Source organism: Thainema salinarum CENA647 (assembly GCF_057732415.1).
The window spans coordinates 1-17,017 of record NZ_JBYJZJ010000008.1 but is presented as its reverse complement, the minus strand read 5'-3'; the positions used below and the strand labels follow the sequence as shown (position 1 = coordinate 17,017).

Annotated in this window: 20 protein-coding genes; 13 read left to right on the top strand and 7 right to left on the bottom strand. The window is 49.6% G+C overall.

The genetic code is table 11. From position 1 onward, the window contains the following. From AC286M_RS01120 to AC286M_RS01105, 4 genes are all read right to left on the bottom strand, one after another. The coding region (locus tag AC286M_RS01120) for a GUN4 domain-containing protein (RefSeq protein ID WP_488202629.1) at nt 1-1,946 on the bottom strand (1,946 nt) is incomplete at its 3' end. Then, nucleotides 1,943-2,590, bottom strand: a complete 648-nt coding sequence (locus AC286M_RS01115; protein ID WP_488202628.1) for a hypothetical protein — start codon at nt 2,588-2,590, stop codon at nt 1,943-1,945. The genes AC286M_RS01120 and AC286M_RS01115, both read right to left, overlap by 4 nt. Before the next feature lie 548 nt (nt 2,591-3,138). Then, nucleotides 3,139-3,753: a DUF6962 family protein gene (locus tag AC286M_RS01110; RefSeq protein WP_488202627.1), complete on the bottom strand. Its 615-nt coding sequence runs from the start codon at nt 3,751-3,753 to the stop codon at nt 3,139-3,141. Nucleotides 3,754-3,792: 39 nt separating this feature from the next. After that, nucleotides 3,793-3,990: a hypothetical protein gene (locus AC286M_RS01105; protein ID WP_488202626.1), complete on the bottom strand. Its 198-nt coding sequence runs from the start codon at nt 3,988-3,990 to the stop codon at nt 3,793-3,795. A gap of 252 nt (nt 3,991-4,242) precedes the next feature. Between AC286M_RS01105 and AC286M_RS01100 the strand changes: the two genes are divergently transcribed. After that, nucleotides 4,243-5,166: an IS982 family transposase gene (locus AC286M_RS01100; RefSeq protein WP_488202625.1), complete on the top strand. Its 924-nt coding sequence runs from the start codon at nt 4,243-4,245 to the stop codon at nt 5,164-5,166. A gap of 169 nt (nt 5,167-5,335) precedes the next feature. Here AC286M_RS01100 and def read toward each other — a convergent pair whose 3' ends face one another. Beyond that, nucleotides 5,336-5,899, bottom strand: coding sequence for a peptide deformylase (gene def, locus AC286M_RS01095; RefSeq protein WP_488202624.1), 564 nt, complete (start codon nt 5,897-5,899; stop codon nt 5,336-5,338). Between the two features lie 177 nt (nt 5,900-6,076). On the opposite strand from def, the gene AC286M_RS01090 reads away from it, so the two are divergent. Continuing rightward, a complete protein-coding gene (locus AC286M_RS01090) occupies nt 6,077-6,979 on the top strand; it encodes a cell division protein FtsX (protein ID WP_488202623.1) in 903 nt (300 codons plus the stop codon). A 175-nt stretch (nt 6,980-7,154) separates the two neighbouring features. Here AC286M_RS01090 and aat read toward each other — a convergent pair whose 3' ends face one another. Continuing rightward, nucleotides 7,155-7,733 carry a leucyl/phenylalanyl-tRNA--protein transferase gene (gene aat / locus AC286M_RS01085; RefSeq protein WP_488202622.1) on the bottom strand — a complete coding sequence of 193 codons (579 nt, stop codon included), beginning with the start codon at nt 7,731-7,733 and terminating at the stop codon, nt 7,155-7,157. 653 nt (nt 7,734-8,386) lie between these two features. On the opposite strand from aat, the gene AC286M_RS01080 reads away from it, so the two are divergent. The 4 genes from AC286M_RS01080 (at nt 8,387) to AC286M_RS01065 (ending at nt 13,149) form a co-directional block, all read left to right on the top strand. Then, nucleotides 8,387-8,563 carry a CsbD family protein gene (locus tag AC286M_RS01080; protein WP_488202621.1) on the top strand — a complete coding sequence of 59 codons (177 nt, stop codon included), beginning with the start codon at nt 8,387-8,389 and terminating at the stop codon, nt 8,561-8,563. Between the two features lie 464 nt (nt 8,564-9,027). Beyond that, a complete protein-coding gene (locus tag AC286M_RS01075) occupies nt 9,028-10,455 on the top strand; it encodes a mechanosensitive ion channel family protein (protein WP_488202620.1) in 1,428 nt (475 codons plus the stop codon). 70 nt (nt 10,456-10,525) lie between these two features. Then, complete coding sequence (locus AC286M_RS01070; protein WP_488202619.1) at nt 10,526-12,052, top strand: FAD-dependent oxidoreductase; 1,527 nt, start codon at nt 10,526-10,528, stop codon at nt 12,050-12,052. A gap of 344 nt (nt 12,053-12,396) precedes the next feature. Then, nucleotides 12,397-13,149 carry a metallophosphoesterase family protein gene (locus AC286M_RS01065; protein ID WP_488202618.1) on the top strand — a complete coding sequence of 251 codons (753 nt, stop codon included), beginning with the start codon at nt 12,397-12,399 and terminating at the stop codon, nt 13,147-13,149. Between the two features lie 180 nt (nt 13,150-13,329). Here AC286M_RS01065 and AC286M_RS01060 read toward each other — a convergent pair whose 3' ends face one another. Next, a complete protein-coding gene (locus tag AC286M_RS01060) occupies nt 13,330-13,893 on the bottom strand; it encodes a Uma2 family endonuclease (protein ID WP_488202617.1) in 564 nt (187 codons plus the stop codon). Between the two features lie 137 nt (nt 13,894-14,030). On the opposite strand from AC286M_RS01060, the gene AC286M_RS01055 reads away from it, so the two are divergent. The 7 genes from AC286M_RS01055 to AC286M_RS01025 all read left to right on the top strand — a co-directional run. Continuing rightward, nucleotides 14,031-14,990 (top strand): putative selenate ABC transporter substrate-binding protein, encoded by a 960-nt coding sequence (locus tag AC286M_RS01055; protein WP_488202616.1) that lies wholly within the window; start codon nt 14,031-14,033, stop codon nt 14,988-14,990. Nucleotides 14,991-15,076: 86 nt separating this feature from the next. Further along, nucleotides 15,077-15,343 carry a hypothetical protein gene (locus AC286M_RS01050; RefSeq protein WP_488202615.1) on the top strand — a complete coding sequence of 89 codons (267 nt, stop codon included), beginning with the start codon at nt 15,077-15,079 and terminating at the stop codon, nt 15,341-15,343. Nucleotides 15,344-15,421: 78 nt separating this feature from the next. Continuing rightward, nucleotides 15,422-15,781 carry a transglutaminase N-terminal domain-containing protein gene (locus AC286M_RS01045; protein ID WP_488202614.1) on the top strand — a complete coding sequence of 120 codons (360 nt, stop codon included), beginning with the start codon at nt 15,422-15,424 and terminating at the stop codon, nt 15,779-15,781. Then, a complete protein-coding gene (locus AC286M_RS01040) occupies nt 15,696-16,214 on the top strand; it encodes a transglutaminase-like domain-containing protein (protein WP_488202631.1) in 519 nt (172 codons plus the stop codon). The genes AC286M_RS01045 and AC286M_RS01040 overlap by 86 nt, the downstream gene beginning before the upstream one ends. A gap of 217 nt (nt 16,215-16,431) precedes the next feature. Next, nucleotides 16,432-16,614 carry an FAD-dependent oxidoreductase gene (locus tag AC286M_RS01035; RefSeq protein ID WP_488202613.1) on the top strand — a complete coding sequence of 61 codons (183 nt, stop codon included), beginning with the start codon at nt 16,432-16,434 and terminating at the stop codon, nt 16,612-16,614. An 11-nt stretch (nt 16,615-16,625) separates the two neighbouring features. Continuing rightward, nucleotides 16,626-16,862: a hypothetical protein gene (locus tag AC286M_RS01030; protein WP_488202612.1), complete on the top strand. Its 237-nt coding sequence runs from the start codon at nt 16,626-16,628 to the stop codon at nt 16,860-16,862. A gap of 29 nt (nt 16,863-16,891) precedes the next feature. Then, nucleotides 16,892-17,017: FAD-dependent oxidoreductase (locus tag AC286M_RS01025; RefSeq protein WP_488202630.1), on the top strand; the 126-nt coding region annotated here is incomplete at its 3' end.

Sequence of the window (17,017 nt, the reverse complement as noted above, 5' to 3'; positions counted from 1 at the left end):
ATAGTTTGGCCGTTGGCCATCAGGTATTGACCATTGGGACTGAACTGAAACTGGGCAACGTCATGGATATGGGCAATCACTTCTGCCCGGTGTTGGCGTCCGCAAAGTGCCAAACCTTGACCGGGAATCGGTTCGCTATGCACCAGCAGCAGCAGCAGTGAACTTGTAGCCAAGATCTGCCCATTAGGGCTAAAGCTGACGTAGCCCAGGTTGTCGGGCATGATCGGGTGGCCTGCTGACTGAATTAAATCCAAGGCATGGATCGGCTGATAGGTTTGCAAGTTCCACAGGCGAGCCGTTTTGCTGTCGCTGCTGGCGAGACGTTGGCTATCGGGACTAAATGCCAAATGCTGGACGGTTTCGGCATGACCTCTCAGCGTGATGATTCGTGCGCCAGTGGTGGCATTCCAAAGTTTGACGCTGTTGTCTATATCCGCTGTTGCGACGATTCGACCATCAGGACTGAAGACAATCGGCAGCGGTGAGTAAAGATTGGTTGCCCGAATAACAAACGTCCTCTCCCAATTGCCATTTTGAGTATTCAAAAGCTGAAGGGTATTGTTTGCAGTAGCAACGGCAACCCGCTGTCCATTGGGACTAATTTGTAACGTATGAACGACGCCATCAGCCGCATGAATCTGATCAATGGTGCGTAACAATTGCCCCGTTTGTAGATTCCAGATGCGAATCGTCTGATCAGAACTAGCGCTAGCTAAGGTTCGCCCGTCAGCGCTAATTGCGATCGCACGTACGGCATAACGATGTCCACTTAGAGTACGTACGGCTTCACCCTTATCGGTTGTCCAGATCTGGATGTTGCCATTCGACAATCCGGCGACTACTAAACGGCTATCAGGGGTGAAGGCCACGGCATTGACGACATCACCAACGATGCGAGTTCCTTCCGTTTCAGGCTCCTGATTTAGATTGGGAGCCGAAAACGCTTCTGTTGCCTGTCCCCTTACCAAGGTGATAATCCGGTTGCCCCGTTCCGCATTCCAGAGTGCCAAGGTGCTGTTATTGGAGTCGCCACCACAGGCTCGCTCATAGCTGTAGCTACTGATGGCAATGATTTTGCTGTCGGGACTGATGGCAGAAGCTTGGGTGCGAATGGGGCAGGAATTATCTGGATACAGCGATCGCAGATCGATTGAGCGGGCAAGATCCGGCTGTTGCCATGATCCTCCGGTTGTAACGGAGGGATTGCTCAGGACGGTCGTTGCATAGTCAAGCAGAACAGGAATGTAGCGGTTAAATAGCGCACCCTGGAGATCCATCGCGTCGATCATGCAGCTGCCGCAGCTTTGCACATTCAGCATATTTGAAATCGACTGCCACTCTGGCCCTGGCCAAGGGAGATGACCGACTGGGGCATCGAGCGAATAATTCAGTTCCGGTTCAGTAAACCAGTCAGGTGCGACAAAGTTGTTGCCATCAGGCACAGGCCGCCGCCAGCCCACCCATTTGCCAAAGGTATCGGCAGCCGCACTCGGATCATCAGGATGTTGGGCTTTCGCCTCCTGCCAAATTGACCGCTGAACACTGAAGCCAAATCGTCCACGACTGGCTTGTAACCAGAGCTGATCAATCTCTCGCAGCACGTCCGGCGGAATGTTTCTCGCCACTGGCGTACTCGACAAGCTGGTGCTGGGATCAACCCAGGGTTTGAGAATGCGGCGCGTTTCAGCATCTGCGGCTTGCCAATCTTCAACTGCCAGATGATTTTGTAAAGCGCTCAGATCAACGGTGTTAGCCTGAGCAATGGTGGGAGCTTGGGCTTCTAGGACTGGTAGTTGTGCAGAAAGTTGCGATCTCACCTGCTCCTGTGCTGTCTGTTCCGATTTTGCAGAAACAGACGGCACAGCATCCGCCACAGGCGTAAACAGTCCTGAACCAAACAGCATCAGTCCGATGAGAGGACGACTCACATAAAATGCACGATTCATAGGTTCAGACCTTCAACAATTGCAGCGAAGTGAGGTTCAAATTCGGTCAGAGCAGTGTCGCTCGAAAATCCGCCTGTCGGATCGCCATTGATCACGCTGGTCGAGAATACATAGAAAAACTCACCATCGGTTGCGACATAGCCCAACGTGCGATCGAACAGTGTGCCGTCCGCCTGCGTGGTCGTGAAGCCGTAGCGCAATCCCGGCAGGCTCCCGACTGAGATATCCGTAGGCGGTTGCGTTGTAAAGGTCAGGGTGTTGTCACCCGTTTCGCGGTCTTGCTGAATGGTTTCATAGTGATTCTCTACCCAGCTCCGCAGCAGGACATCGGCTGAGCCATTGAGCGGTACATTTAGTTCTGACACGGGTGTGATAAACCGCTCAACGGTGCCAACCTGTTCACCATTGGCTTTGACGCACAGCAGGGTCGGCACATCACAGGGTTCAACCTGCCAGTTGGCTGGAGTGGAGGTATCTCCTAAAATCGTCTGCCAATCCAAAACGGGAGCAGTAGCGACATTGGTTGAATCCGTTACAGAGGAATCAGATGGGAGGGGCTGCTGGGAGTCTTGACCACAGGCGCTGAGCGTTGTCAGCAGTAGAGCCGCAGCCATTAAAGAGGGGGCCAGTGCATTGATTTTCATGGATAGCCAATTCTGTTCTGTTATTCAAGATGCGGAGATTGGGCAGTAGAGTTTATATTCAAGTCTGGTTGAGAACCCATAATTTATTTTTTGCGAAACCTTTGCTCTGCAAAGGTTTCGCAAAAATAAATTGGGGTCTTATACACCGACTTGATATTATGGCCAGCCGAAAATCAGCCATCGGATGGCAGGTTGATTGACAATGCCCAAAACTCAGCGGGGGTTAACTGTCCGAAGCCCAAACCTCTTTCCTGAGACGATGAGTCTGAAATGATTGAGGACTGGACTGCGCTTGCGTAACTTCAGCGAATCAGGCAGGCTTTTCGTAAACCTGTTCTAAGTAGGTCGGCACAAATAAACGCATCTAAAAAACCGGGGGAGCGCCCCGGCGGGGCGCTCCCCCGGTTTTTTAGATATGCATTTATTTACATGCAGCTACTTATCTGAAACTATATGTATCTTCTTTGAAAAATAGGTGAAATCGTAGGACGTTGCGGAAACTGATACATCCGAATTTTGAACAATATTTTGGACAATATTTTGGACAATCAGCGATACTGAGCGTTCCGCCAAATCCCTTGATAAAGAAAATAGAGGCCCACCATTTGAATCAGATGATATCCAGCCTCAGCACTGAAGTGAATCCACTGCGGCCAAGGAACGATCAGGGCAGCCCCGGCAATGCCAGACGTTGTGATACCAGACATGATCCAACCCAGTCCGGCCAGATAGCGTTTGCGAGATTGCCAAATATACAGGGCAAGTGCGATCGCTAATCCACTGAGGTAGTCGATCACACTCACAATAAAATCTGATTTTGTTTGATTTAGCGCCAGGGCCAACACCAGCTTCAGCACTGCCAAGCCCATTAGTCCCCATCGCCAAGTAGGGACACTTTTCCAAGCGGCAGCGACAACCGTCCAAAAACTGGCGCTCGCTAAGGCCAGCACAACTCCCCGCCAGAGATAGTCTAAGCTGGCTTGGGGCAGCATCTTGTCAAAGCCGTGATAGGTGCCGCCGCAGAAAGCCGCAAAACTAACGCTGCAAAACGCGGCTGACCAAAACTCCTCAACGCGACCAAAGCGCAGCAAAAGCAGTGCGAACAGCAGACTCTCAACTCCGATCGCATAATCCGTCAAGGTAGTGGCTGGCTCAGCAATCATGCGCTGGAACAGTTTACGGCTCAACAACTGAACGATTGACTATTGCTGATTAGCTTTCGCGTCTTTCACTGCTAGATAAAATGCAAAGACAGCCAACGGTACACTGAGCGCTAGGATGGCGCTGGTGACTGGAGTGCCCAAATCTGGCATACCAGAAAAGAGTTCAAAAATGGAACCAATAGCTGCAATCGCAGATACGCAGGACAGACCTAAAAACGCACCACTTTTTGGAGTCACGGTTTATACTCGCTCTCTAAACGAAAATTTAAACGAAATTTCAACGCAGAACACAATACAGCATAAATCCTAGCCTTACCTTGAGGAAAGGCTAGGATTTGATTAATCATCAAGACGTAGATTTTGACTACACTCAACTCACGTCTTAACCCTGTTGAGGTTTATATCAAACGCATTATGTGAGGTGCGGTAGCGCCAAAAAGAAGGAGATATCAAGATAGAGGTACCTACACCAACTCTTGAAATCTCCCTATGAACATGGTAGAAGCTCCCACGTTACTCACGATCATTTACGTGCTGGTGGATGATTGGTATCAACAACACGGCAGGCATTTGGTTCCCCCCGTCTCGTCAGTGCCTGTGTTGCAACCGAGCTTCAGTGATAGCGAAATACTGACCCTGTTGCTGGCAATGGACTATTTTCCCTACCCTGGCGAACAGCAGTTTTTAGGCTTTATCCGGGCAAACCACCTGAGTTTATTTCCTAAACTGCTCAAGCAAAGCCAGTTTAACCGTCGAGTCCGCAGGCTGGAGGGGTTGCTAGAAGAATTGCGGCGCTCTTGGCTCAAAGAGATGGGAGCGCATTTTGAACGCACCTTACTCCTGGATACTAAACCTGTGCCAGTGGTGGGATACAAACGGAGCAAGCGGCACAGCGATTTTGCAGGGAGTGCCAGTTATGGCTGGTGTGCCAGTCGCAACCTCTACTACTTTGGCTACAAACTGGTGGTGCTCAGTACCTTGGCGGGAGTGCCGTTGGTGTATGCCTTAGTGCCTGCCCATACGGATGAGCGAGCGGCGGCTGAGGCCGTGTTGTGTTTTATCCACGGATGTGACATTTTGGGCGACAAGGGCTTTATTGGCGGAGATTGGCAAGATGAGCTGTACACAACCACGGGCAATCGGGTCTTTACCCCCCTGCGAACCAATCAACACCAGCAGCTTCCACCTGCCTTCAGTCGGCTCTTAGGGCAGTTTCGCGAACGCATCGAAGGCGTGTTCAATGAAGTCCAAAATACCGGACGCAACCTGGAACGCTTGCTCAGGAAGAAGGTTGCGGGGCTATGTGTCCATGTTGCCGCTAAAATGGCAAGCCATACCTTGTGGATTCTGTTGCGTCAGCGTTTTGGAATTGATGTGCTGACTTTTGAACAGTCTGCTACTCAACCTATTTAGACCTCACATAATGCGTATCAAGTCTGCGTATAAGAAGCCGATCTTATTTTTTGTGAAACGTTCGCGGAGCAAACGTTTCGCAAAAAATAAATGATGGGTTTTCAACCAGACTTGAGATTAGTCATACATCTTGTTCGTACATGCCAGAGTGTCGCAACCCGCTGAACACCTACTGAACCTTTTGTACGTCGCTCTTAGAAAAGCCGTACTTGTCTAGCTCTTGAGTGAGAGCGAGTTCATTATCTACCCGATCAACGAACATGACGCCAGTTAGGTGATCCATTTCATGCTGAATCACGCGAGCCAGTAAACCGGAGGCCTTAATTTTCTGGGGACGACCGTTTTCGTCTTTGTAAGACACAACAATGGTCTCAGGCCGAACAACGTCAAGATAGACACCCGGAATGCTGAGGCAGCCTTCTTGGCCCGTACAAAGCTCTTGGCTAGATTTCTTGATGCTGGGATTGATGAGAACTAGGGGCGGATTGAGCGGATCATCAGGCTCGCAATCGATGACAATAAGCTGCTTCTGCACACCAACTTGGGGAGCAGCTAAACCGATGCCATCGGCACTGTACATGGTTTGGAGCATGTCCCGAACCAGGGTGCGCAGTTCATCATCAATTTTTGAAACGCGCTTAGCAGGCTGCCGCAGCACGCGATCACCTAAATGATGAATTTCTAATGGCGGTTGCTTGAGCTTCTTTTTTTCGACTTGGACTACAGATGTCATAGATATAGCGGGTATGACGGCAAATGACAGACTTCATTCTTATGTTAACAATCCTTGGATTCAGTTGGCTTTCGGTTTCATGATCGGTAAGCTACACCTGAAAAATTACGAATCAGAACGTATCAGACCCCTCAAAGAGCGCTATAACCATATGTCAGGTTCACGAAGGATTGAAGTATGTTCAAGTGGCTGACCAAATTTGATTACCTGCTGCGCGAAACGTTTTTAGGACTACAGCGTGGCGGCTGGATGAACTGGGCAGCAATCAGTACCACAACAGTACTGCTGTTTCTGTTTGGCACCAGTTTACAGACCTCCTGGCAACTGGAAGGCTTGCTAAACCAATTTGGTAGCCAGTTAGAGGTTTCGGTTTATCTGGAATCCGGTGTGCAGGCCGATACGCTTGTGCCTATGATTGATACGTTTCCAGAAGCCACTGTGATTGAGCCAGTTTCCAAAGAACTGGCCTGGAACCAGCTTGTTGCCGAGATGGGCATCTCTGATATTGAAGGGGTGACGGAACACCTAAACGGTAATCCGCTGGTGGATGAGCTGAAGGTGAAAGCCCGTTCCTCCGAAGAAGTTCCTTCCCTGGCCGATAAACTGCGCCAGATTCAAGGGGTGGATGAAGTTCTCTACGTCTCAGAAGCCGTTGAGCGGATTAGTCAGTTGAATGAAGGACTAAGTTTGGTTAGCTTACTCGTGACGACGGTGCTGAGCTGTACTGCGATCGCAGTTATTACCACCACGATTCGTCTGATCGTGATGGCGCGGCGGCGCGAAATTGAGGTGATGCAGCTGGTTGGAGCAACCAATAGCTGGATTTATTTACCGTTTATCCTGCAAGGGATTACGTTTGGTATCGTGGGTGCAGCCCTTTCCTGGGGCTTGATCTTGGGTATACAGCGAATCATCAATCAAATTTTGACGGATCAGCCCGATTTCGTCAGATTTTTAGCAAACGGTCTACAAACACAGCCGGAGCATATGATTCTCTTACCAATTTCGCTTTTGGGCTTGGGCAGCTTCGTCGGCTTGATCGGCAGCCTGTTTGCCGTTCGCCGATTTTCACTCCGCTAAATCTTTACAAAAACTGAATGTGCGGCAGGCTCACGGCGTGAGCCTGCCGCACATTCAGTTTTTATTTTTGTTTTAATCTGGTTTTCAATAGACTTTATCGGAAATTGTTTTGTAGCGCGGCTTCGCCGCGCTACAAAACAATTTCCAACCCCAAAAACTTTATTTCCAATAAAGTCTAATCTAAGTGACAGGTGCGGCGAATGGCGCGGCTGAGCAGTGCTTGGTAGTCATTATCATCTACAACATAGGCTCCGAATCGCGCTAGATGAGGATTCATCATTTGAGCATCGAATAGGAGAAAGTTGCGATCGCGCAATCGTTCGACCAACTTAACCATTGCCACCTTAGAACCTTCGGGAATGTTGTAAAACATTGATTCACCGACGAAGGCTCCCCCGATCACAATTCCCAAAATGCCACCTGCCAGGTGATCTCCTTGCCAGGTTTCAAAGCTGCAGCTCCACCCCGTGCGGTACAGCTCACGATAAATTTCTTTAAGTTCATCTGAGATCCAGGTCGTATCACGATTGGCACAGCCAGCCAGTACCCCTTCGTAGTCCCGATTAACGGCGACACTGAATCGATCTTGGTTTAGAACTCGGCGCAGGGACTTGGGATAGCGGAAACGATGATCCAGTGGAATGAGCGTGCGCTGACGGCTGGAGTACCAACTGAGATTTTTGCCCTGCTCATCCGCCATTAGGAAGTAGCCCTGAGCATATCCTTGCACTATGGTGGAAACGTCATACAGCATGACAGCAGTGTCGCATACGCAATCTAATTTTGGCACTTCGTGGATAATACTGCGATCTCAATTCTTTTGATTTGCTCATTCCCACATTTACGCTAAATCATTAGCGTCACCATCATTACGTCGCCAGCCTCTGCCTGTAGAATATCCGAAATCTGCTTATAGCGCTTCTTGCGCTAATCAAGGGGGAGTTATTTTTGGGAAGCCGCGCTCCGTGCGGCTTCCCAAAAATAACTTGTACCTCATGCCAAAGCATAAATTTAATGCCTCACTTAATTAAATTAAGTCAATAAACTAGTCGCTCCACTAACGCAGAAAACTAGCATCTCGAATTAATCTCGAATTATCTAGAGCTGATGCAGGGGCAAAGGGAGCTAGCTGATTCAATGATCTGCTTAACAGAATTGTATTACTGCTGTTATTGCGAATTTAACTTTCCAAAACAAATAAAATATTGTACTTACTTGACCTTTATAAGAGCAGACTGGGCAATTAGTCCAGTCGATACTAATTTAGCTTTTCACTGGAAATCAAATCCTTCATCCATCAACAGAGTTTCTAACTATGTATCCAACCTGATCCATCAGATGGTGGATGTTGCACTCAACACGTAACGACTAATCTAGGAAGTAGAGAAATCAAAGAGGCAATTTATTATGTCTAATGAAGAAAGAATGAAAGCTACCGCTAAAAACGTTGAAGGTAAAGCACAAGAGGCTGTCGGTAAAGTAACTGGCGACCCAGAAGATAAAGCAGCAGGTAAAGCCAAGCAGACTGAAGCCTCTGCACGACACGCTAAAGAAGACGTAAAAGAAAACATGAAAAATAAGTAAAAGCTAATTTAGCTACGCTTGATTGACTTTTTCTTTCAATCTTCAGTCCAGTGCCTGAGAGATCTTCTCTTGGGCACTGGATGTTTTTGAAAACCAAGATCAAGAAGATAAGTTAATTTCGAATACTATTTTGATTGCAACTTAGAAATTGCAGCTTAAGAATAGTTCTGAGATTCATCATTTTTTAATCATCAAGGCACTCTATCATCCAAGCCATCAACAAATTAGCTTTTTTTAATCATGCACTGAGTAGGTGCATGAATTTCTATTTTTATTTTCTGACTTTAGCTTAAGCTAATCGCACTTTTGAGACAAAATGCTGTTGTAGTTAGTGCTCAAATTTGCAGTTGAGCTGGTTTTTTCTGCGCTAGAATTTGATTTTAGTCGCTTATTTTAGTTGTTTATCTTTCCAATAATCTGATTAAATTTAAGAACCGATTTTGTTGTCACTCAAGTCCTAAAAGGTGTTTCTGGCTCACCGACATTTCGTTTCCCATTTTGCTTCGCTGAAATTCTATTGTGCGATCGCAGTTTTATCAGCCCTACTCTGCGTTATATCCCCAAACGTCATCGCTCAAGATGCTGCCCCAGCCACAGGTGGTGATGCATTAGCGCCTGCCTTAACGGCTCCAGCGGGATCAGCCCCAGCAGAGGGTGAATCCAGAGAGGGGGTATACTTTGCCGATGTGGAGGTACGAGGACGCCCCCTATTCCAAGTGGGTGGATTAGCGACGATTGACGCTCAAGCTCGCACGGCAATTATTAACCGACGAATCGCCAGCATTCTGGCGCAATCTGAGAATCCAGGGGCTGTAGAGGTGCAGTTGCAGGCAAATGGGCAGACGGCCACCCTGCGGCTTCGTAATCGAGTGATTATGACGGTAACGCAGCAGGATGCAGAGGATTTTGGCGTTTCGGTTGAGGAACTGGCGCAGCGATGGGCCGAACAGCTAACCGAAGCCTTTGATCGGCCACCCTTAGCAATTGACGTGGCTCAACGGCTGCAGACAACATTGCGATCGCTCTTACAAGATACAATTGACCGCTTGCCCGCCTTAATTGGAGCACTGATTGTTGTGCTCTTGACTTGGATCATCGCCAGTATTGTTCGCTATGGTGCTTTCACTTGGGCGCAAAAGACAGAGGGGGATCACAGTACCGAGGTATTGATTGGCCGACTGGGGTATGGTGCGGTTTGGGTCGTTGGTTCCGTCATTGCCCTCGGTTTACTCGGATTGAATCTTGGAGCACTCCTGGGAGCATTGGGACTGACCAGCGTTGCCATTGGTTTTAGTCTCAAAGATGTATTGAGTAACTATATCTCGGGCGTCATTTTGCTAGCAGCGCGGCCATTTCGATTAGGGGATCAGGTGGTGATTAAAGATTATGAAGGCACGATTACTCAGATTCAACTGCGGGCCACCACCATGCAAACCTACGATGGCCGCTTGGTTTATATCCCAAATCAGGAAGTGTTTCAGGCTAGCATCATTAACAACACGGCTTCAACCCAGCGCCGCAGTGCCATCACGGTTGGTATTGATTACGATGCTGATATTTCAACTGCGAAGCGCGTCATTGAGCAGGCGGTACGGAGCGTTAGTGGTCGCACGCCCAACAGCCCAATTGAAGTGCTGGTGCAAGAACTAGCGGCTAGCACCGTCAATTTAGAGATTCGCTTCTGGGTTGATTCGCGTCGGGGTGAATTTTTAGGAACAACATCGGCAGTTGCCCAAGCCGTAAAAGAAGCGTTGCAGCGAGCAGAGGTAGATATGCCAACCGAAATTTATACGCTGCTTTTCCGCAATGCACCGCCAGGACTCAATGAAACGCTGCATAATAGTCAAGCCAATCTGTCGAACCAAGATAACAATCATTCAGGGGAGTCATAAGCAACCAGCATGGTGGACTACGACTTGGTGATTTTAGGGGGCACCTTGGCCGGAACGCCATGCCGCGCAGGTGGCAGCTGCACTAGACGCACGCGTGGCACTGATTGAGCCGCATGTTCAAATGATTGAGGCAGAACTGTATCGACCAGCGTTCGTCTCAGCCAGTCAGCGGTTTCATCAAGCGCCAGAGTATAACTGGATGCAGCAGCAGTTACGCACGACCGTTGACTCGCTGATGGAGTTGCGATCGCACGCTTCCCTTATCGCCACCGGAGTAGACATCATCACGGGTGTACCGGAGTTTGTGCCATCGCCCCGCCTTTCGGTGCTGGTCAACCACAGTCCTGCCGCCATTCAGGCTAGTCAAAGTGACGATCCCGTTCCTCTTCTCCGTTCACCCGATCAGGGGCGTGTCTTGCGATCGCGGGCATACTTAATTGCGGATGGTGGACAGGCATTCATTCCAGATGTGCCCGGTTTAGCCACGGTGCCCCATCTGACGCTGGATACGCTGCCTCAGTTGATGCAGCAGTCTCATCCCCAATCCGTGATTATCCTGGGCGATGATCCGAGCGGATTAGAACTAGCACAGGCTTTCGTGAATTTAGGCAGTCAAGTCACACTATTGACCTCACAGTTGCCCATCCTGCATCGGGAAGATCGGGAAATTGCCCAAGCTTATCAGGCGTGGCTGGAAGCAGATGGCATTCAGATAATGCCAATGACAGCTGTTCAGTCTATTCACCCGGCCCAGCCTATTCAAACAGAGCAGCCACAGGTGCAGGTCAACTTACATCCCGATTGGCTAGCTCAAATGACAACTGGCGGATTGGCTGCTGACAAATCAGCTCATGGCAGGCCAGAATCCACCCATCTCTTGGCTACTCAAGCGGTTCAGACAGTGCCCAACTTAGACACGGCCACCACTCTTCAAGCCGATATCCTAATCGTGGCAGCAGGGCAAAGGCCGGACTTTAGTGGCATTGCGCCGATTATGAAGCTGCGACGCCGCCATCATCGCCTGGTGGTGAGTCCGCAGCTACGCACAACCCATCGCCGTATTTATGCCTGTGGGGCAGCGTTGGGAGGCTATATGCTACCCCATGTCGCTCAGTATGAAGCGGAACTGGCGGTGCGGAATGCGCTGTTCTTCTCCAACCATTCCGTAAACTACTGGGGTATTCCCTATGCGATCGCAACTCGTCCAGCCTTGGTGCGCGTTGGCTTAACAGAACAGCAGGCCCGCCAGCGCTACGGAGAAGACGTTTGGGTCTTTTGCCAATCTTTAGCGGAGCGGGAACAGGTGCGATCGCAGCCCTCGATCGGCATGGTGAAGCTCATTACCCATCGGCGCGGATTCGTGTTGGGACTGCATGTGATTGGCATTGACGCACAGGAGGCTGTAACTGCGATCGCGCTGGCTATGCGGCAGGGAATAACGGTTGCTCAGATGGCACAGATCCCCGACTTGCCCTTTACCTGGGGTTCGCTTTTGTCGCAATTGGCACAGCAGTGGCAAGCGCGACGTGACCACGCCAACTGGCGACGAGAGCTACGAGAAACCTGGTTTAGCTTTCGCCGATCGTGGACTCGATAAACGCAAGTTCAACATCTTTTCATGCAAGCAGATTCATCTTAATAAGTTTTTTATATTTCAGAAAACTTATGTAATATTTAATACATTTGAGTTCAGCTGGCCCAATGATATGCCGATAGCAGGGCATAATCAAGACAGTACTAACGTAAACTTCTTTTTAAAGAAGTAAAATGTGTCCTTTCATAAAAGGCGCACCTGAAAAAGGTGCATTTGTCAGCTTGATGGGCAATATGGAGATAGTGGTGGTTTGTCCATCAAAACGTTCGAATTCATAGTGATGTATTTACCCTTGCAGCACTAACGTTTCATCCCCTAAAGCAGCTTCACATAGCAGGAAATTTTGGATGACTGAGACGCGCCGACGCATTTTTATAGGTGATGTACATGGTCACTACGACGGTCTTATGCGACTGCTGGAGGCAGTTTCACCGGACTCTGACCATGAAATATTTTTTGTTGGCGACCTGATCGATCGCGGCCCTCAGAGTGCCCAGGTCGTTGATTTTGTTCGCCAAAGTCCTCACCAGTGCGTATTGGGCAATCACGAGCAGCTTTTACTAGATGCGTTTCCGAATGGCCAGGTACATATGCCCGCCTTACAGGGCTGGTTGTTTAGCGGTGGTCAGTCAACCCTGACGAGCTATGGCGACATTGAGCGGCTGTTTGACCACTTAGCTTGGATTCGCCAACTGCCCCTATTCATCGATTTGGGGGATGTATGGTTAGTTCATGCTGGGCTACATCCCGATTTGCCGATTGAAAAACAAACCAGCCAAGAACTCTGCTGGATCCGCGATCGCTTTCACAGCAGTCCCCGTCCCTACTTCACCGATAAGCTGATTATTACGGGACATACGATTACGTTCACGCTGCCCCAAGTTAAGCCAGGGCAGATTGTCCAAGGCATTGGCTGGCTCGATATTGATACCGGAGCCTATCATCCCAAGAGCGGTTGGCTCACAGCTCTAGATCTCGACCAAAATCAGGTCTATCAGTTCAATGTCCATCAGCAGCGGCTGCGGGTACGTCCCTTTGAAGAAGCTGTCACCCAAATTGAGCCGCACCAAGTCACCCGCCGCCAACGGGCATCGGTTTAATCAAGATTCATCAGCCAGAATAATGCTGCACTCGGCTCCCATTTGGCTGAACCACGGGTGCCAGAAGATTCGGCTTCTTAGAAAAGCCGGGTCTCTGGCAACGCTAGAATTGTTGCAGAAATGATTAAATCAGCCAGCGATCTACGAAATCTGAGACGTGCGATCGCATTACCCCCCTGTTCAAAGACTCAACTCAAAACCTGGCAGCACCGTTTCACCCGATAGCTTTGCAGGTAACTGAATCACCTCAACCTCTTGCTCAGGACGATAGATTTCCACTTGCCGATCTTGTGGATTGATCAGCCATCCCAATCGCAATCCGCTAGCGAGATACTCCTGAATTTTGGCTTGCAGCGGCAGCAATCGATCACTGCGCGATCGCAGTTCAATCACAAAGTCTGGACAAATCGGCGGAAAAGCGCTTTGTGCTTCTGGTGTCAGCGCTTCCCAGCGCAGCTTGGCAACCCACGCTACATCTGGAGAGCGATCCCCCCCATTCGGCAAACTAAAGATCGTTGATGAGCTAAACACATAGCCCAACTGAGTTTCGACATTCCAAATACCAACCTTCGTAATCAAATCCGCTTCTTGATTACCGCTGATGCCGCCGACTGGGCTCACAATCACTAATTCTCCTTGGGCTGAACGCTCAAGCTGTAGGTCAGGATTACTGTGGCAAAGTTGCACAAACTGTTCCCGTGACAGGCTGCGAGTAAGCGGTTCTAAGTTCAGAACAGTCGTCATAGCTTGAGGTGCTAGCAATGGCTCTATTCTTATAGTGTAGATTCTCACGTCTTGCACCTTGCACTTTGAGAACCCGAAGCGGTTGTTTGGGTGCAGAATGAGAGGATTTCTATTAGTTGTTTCCCAGGTAAAATTCAATGGTGCTTCGACTTAAACGTTCGCTGGTTACAGGTTTGGCTGCTCTCATGTTGCCTCTGGCCGCCTGTTCACCAGATACCCAAAATTCCGCCACCCCAGGCGACAGTACGGCAAGTGATTCGGCTTCTGAAAATACCGAGAATGTGGAACCGTTCGTAACAGGGGCTATTCCTGACCAAGATCCCGAAGAACTCCAGCGGCTTTATGGGGCGCTGACCGACTATCTAGAGCAAGAGTTAGGCGTTCCGGTTGAGTATCAGCCTGTCACTGACTATGCTGCTGCCGTGACTGCGTTTAAAGTGGGCGACCTCGACATGGTGTGGTTCGGCGGTCTAACCGGGGTGCAGGCGCGGTTACAGGTGGATGGAGCAACTGCGATCGCACAGCGGGACATCGACGAGAATTTCCGCAGCGTTTTGATTGCCAACACCAGCGCTAATTTAGCACCGTTTGAAGATGCCAGCGGTCTAGAACAGCTCAAAGGGCGCAGCCTCACCTTTGGCAGCGAATCGTCTACCTCTGGTCGCCTGATGCCGCAGTATTTTATGAAAGAAGCGGGTGTTGAACTGTCGGATTTGAACGGTGAAGTTGGCTTTTCCGGTAATCACGACACGACGATTAAGCTAGTGGAAGCAGGCAGCTACGAGACAGGCTTCCTGAATGAGCAGGTCTGGGAATCCCGCTTAGCAGAAGGTGCCGTCAACCGCAATCGCGTAGAGGTGCTGTGGCGCACGCCCACTTATTACGACTATCACTGGGTGATCAGCCCAGAAGTCGAAGAGCGCTACGGTGAAGGCTTTACGGAAAAAGTACAGCAGGCGCTACTCAATCTTGATCCCAGCAATCCAGAGCATCAGGAAATCTTAGAACTCTTCGGCGCAGAGCAATTCATCGAAACCGAAAACGCCAACTACGACAAAATTGAAGCCGTCGGTCGCGAAATCGGCAAAATTCAATAGATATCTATCCTGTAGGGTGGGCATCGCCCACCTTAATCGATTCCATTAGACTTGGAATATAACCTTCTAGCAGTTCTGCGATCGCAATGGCTATTCTTCAGATTGAAAACTTGCCTGATGAGCTTTACGAACGACTTCAAAGTTTCGCTGCTGATCGACGACTGACTGTGAATGAGGCAGTAATTGATCTGTTGCAGCAAGCAACTCAGCCTAATCCACCTCAAACATTGCAGGCCAACCAGCTTAGTACAATGTCCGATATTCTGAACAGAATGCGTAGCCGTTCTAGAGTTGACCCAACTCATTTTGGACTACCCGACAGTACAACCCTAATTCGCGATGATCGCCACTAATAGTTTCAATGTAAGGTTGTTTACAGACTTTCTAGTGCCGCCGCTGTAGCGTATCGTCCCAGTGAATGAAGGAAAAACATGAGACTCAACGCAGGCTGTGAACTAATTTATGAAGCCGATGCTCCTACGCCAGTCATCCTCATGCTGCGTCCTCGTAGTGGTCAGGGTCAGTGGGTGGTGCGCGAAGAATATGACTTGCAGCCGATGGTGTTTGTGGAAGAATACACCGATAGCTACGGCAACCTATGTCAGCGTTTGGTCGTTCCAGAAGGCGAGTTTCGAATTCATACCGAAGCCTATGTGGAAACCAGACGATCGCATCGACGTAGACCCCACCGCACCCTTCATCGAAGTGCAAGATTTACCGACAGGTTTGCTGCAATATCTGCTGCCCAGCCGCTACTGTTTGCCCGAGCAGGTCGGCGATTTGGCGCTTGAAATCACCGCCGAGGCTCAGCCCGGTTACGCGCAGGTGGAAGCGATTCGTCAATGGATTCAGACCAATATTGAATATCAGTACGGCACGAGTGATACATCCACAACCGTCTTAGATACGGTTGAACAGCGAGTGGGAGTGTGTCGCGACTTTACACATCTGGGCATCTCGCTCTGTCGTAACCTCAGCATTCCGGCTCGCATGGTGGTGGGCTATCTGCATGAACTAGAGCCGATGGATCTGCACGCCTGGTTTGAAGCCTATGTCGGCCACCGCTGGTACACCTTTGATGCGACCCAGAAAGATCCAAAGGGAAATCGAATTGCAATCGCATATGGTCGTGACGCCGCTGATGTTGCGCTTGCGACCCAGTTTGGGCCATTAACGCTGAAAAACATGACCGTTTGGGTAAACGCCGCCGAGAAAGCGAGTTAGCACAACATCACGTCCATGTCACCAAACTCGGGACGCGAAATAATCAGGAAAACGTTAGGCTGATGATAGCGATAGCGTGATCAAAACAGCCGTGTGGGATTGCTGATTTTAAGTCTAAATTGCGAGGTGAGGCACTGCTCCTATCTCGCAATTCAGCCCCGAATTGGCAAGGCCGCCGTGTTGATCAACGCAATGGTTAATGCAAAAGGAGGCATTTGTGAGTTACGACTTTGATTTATTTGTAATTGGTGGTGGTTCTGGCGGAATTGCAACAGCCCGACGCGCTGCCGAATACGGAGCCAAAGTGGGCGTCGCCGAATACAATCGCCTGGGTGGCACCTGCGTTAATCGCGGTTGTGTTCCCAAAAAACTGATGGTCTATGCCTCCCATTTCCCTTAGCTTATTTGAAGATGCTCAGGGCTACGGCTGGAGCAGAAGTGAAGAGCCAGCTTGATTGGCACAAAATGATTACCGCCGTCAACAACGAAGTGATTCGGCTCAACGGCATCTATCAGAGTATGTTGGATAAATCCAATGTGAAGCTCTTTCCGGCACGGGCGAAATTTATCGACGAACACACCCTAGAAGTGGGCGATGAAAAGGTCACTGCCGACAAGGTCAATCGCCGTCGGTGGGCTATCCGGTGAAGCCGCATATCAAAGGCATTGAACATGCCATGACCTCCGACGATATCTTCCACCTCAAAAAGCAACCCAAGCGGATTGTGATTCTGGGCGGTGGCTACATCGGCTGTGAATTTGCCTCGATCATGAACGGTCTGGGTACTGAAGTGACTCAGGTG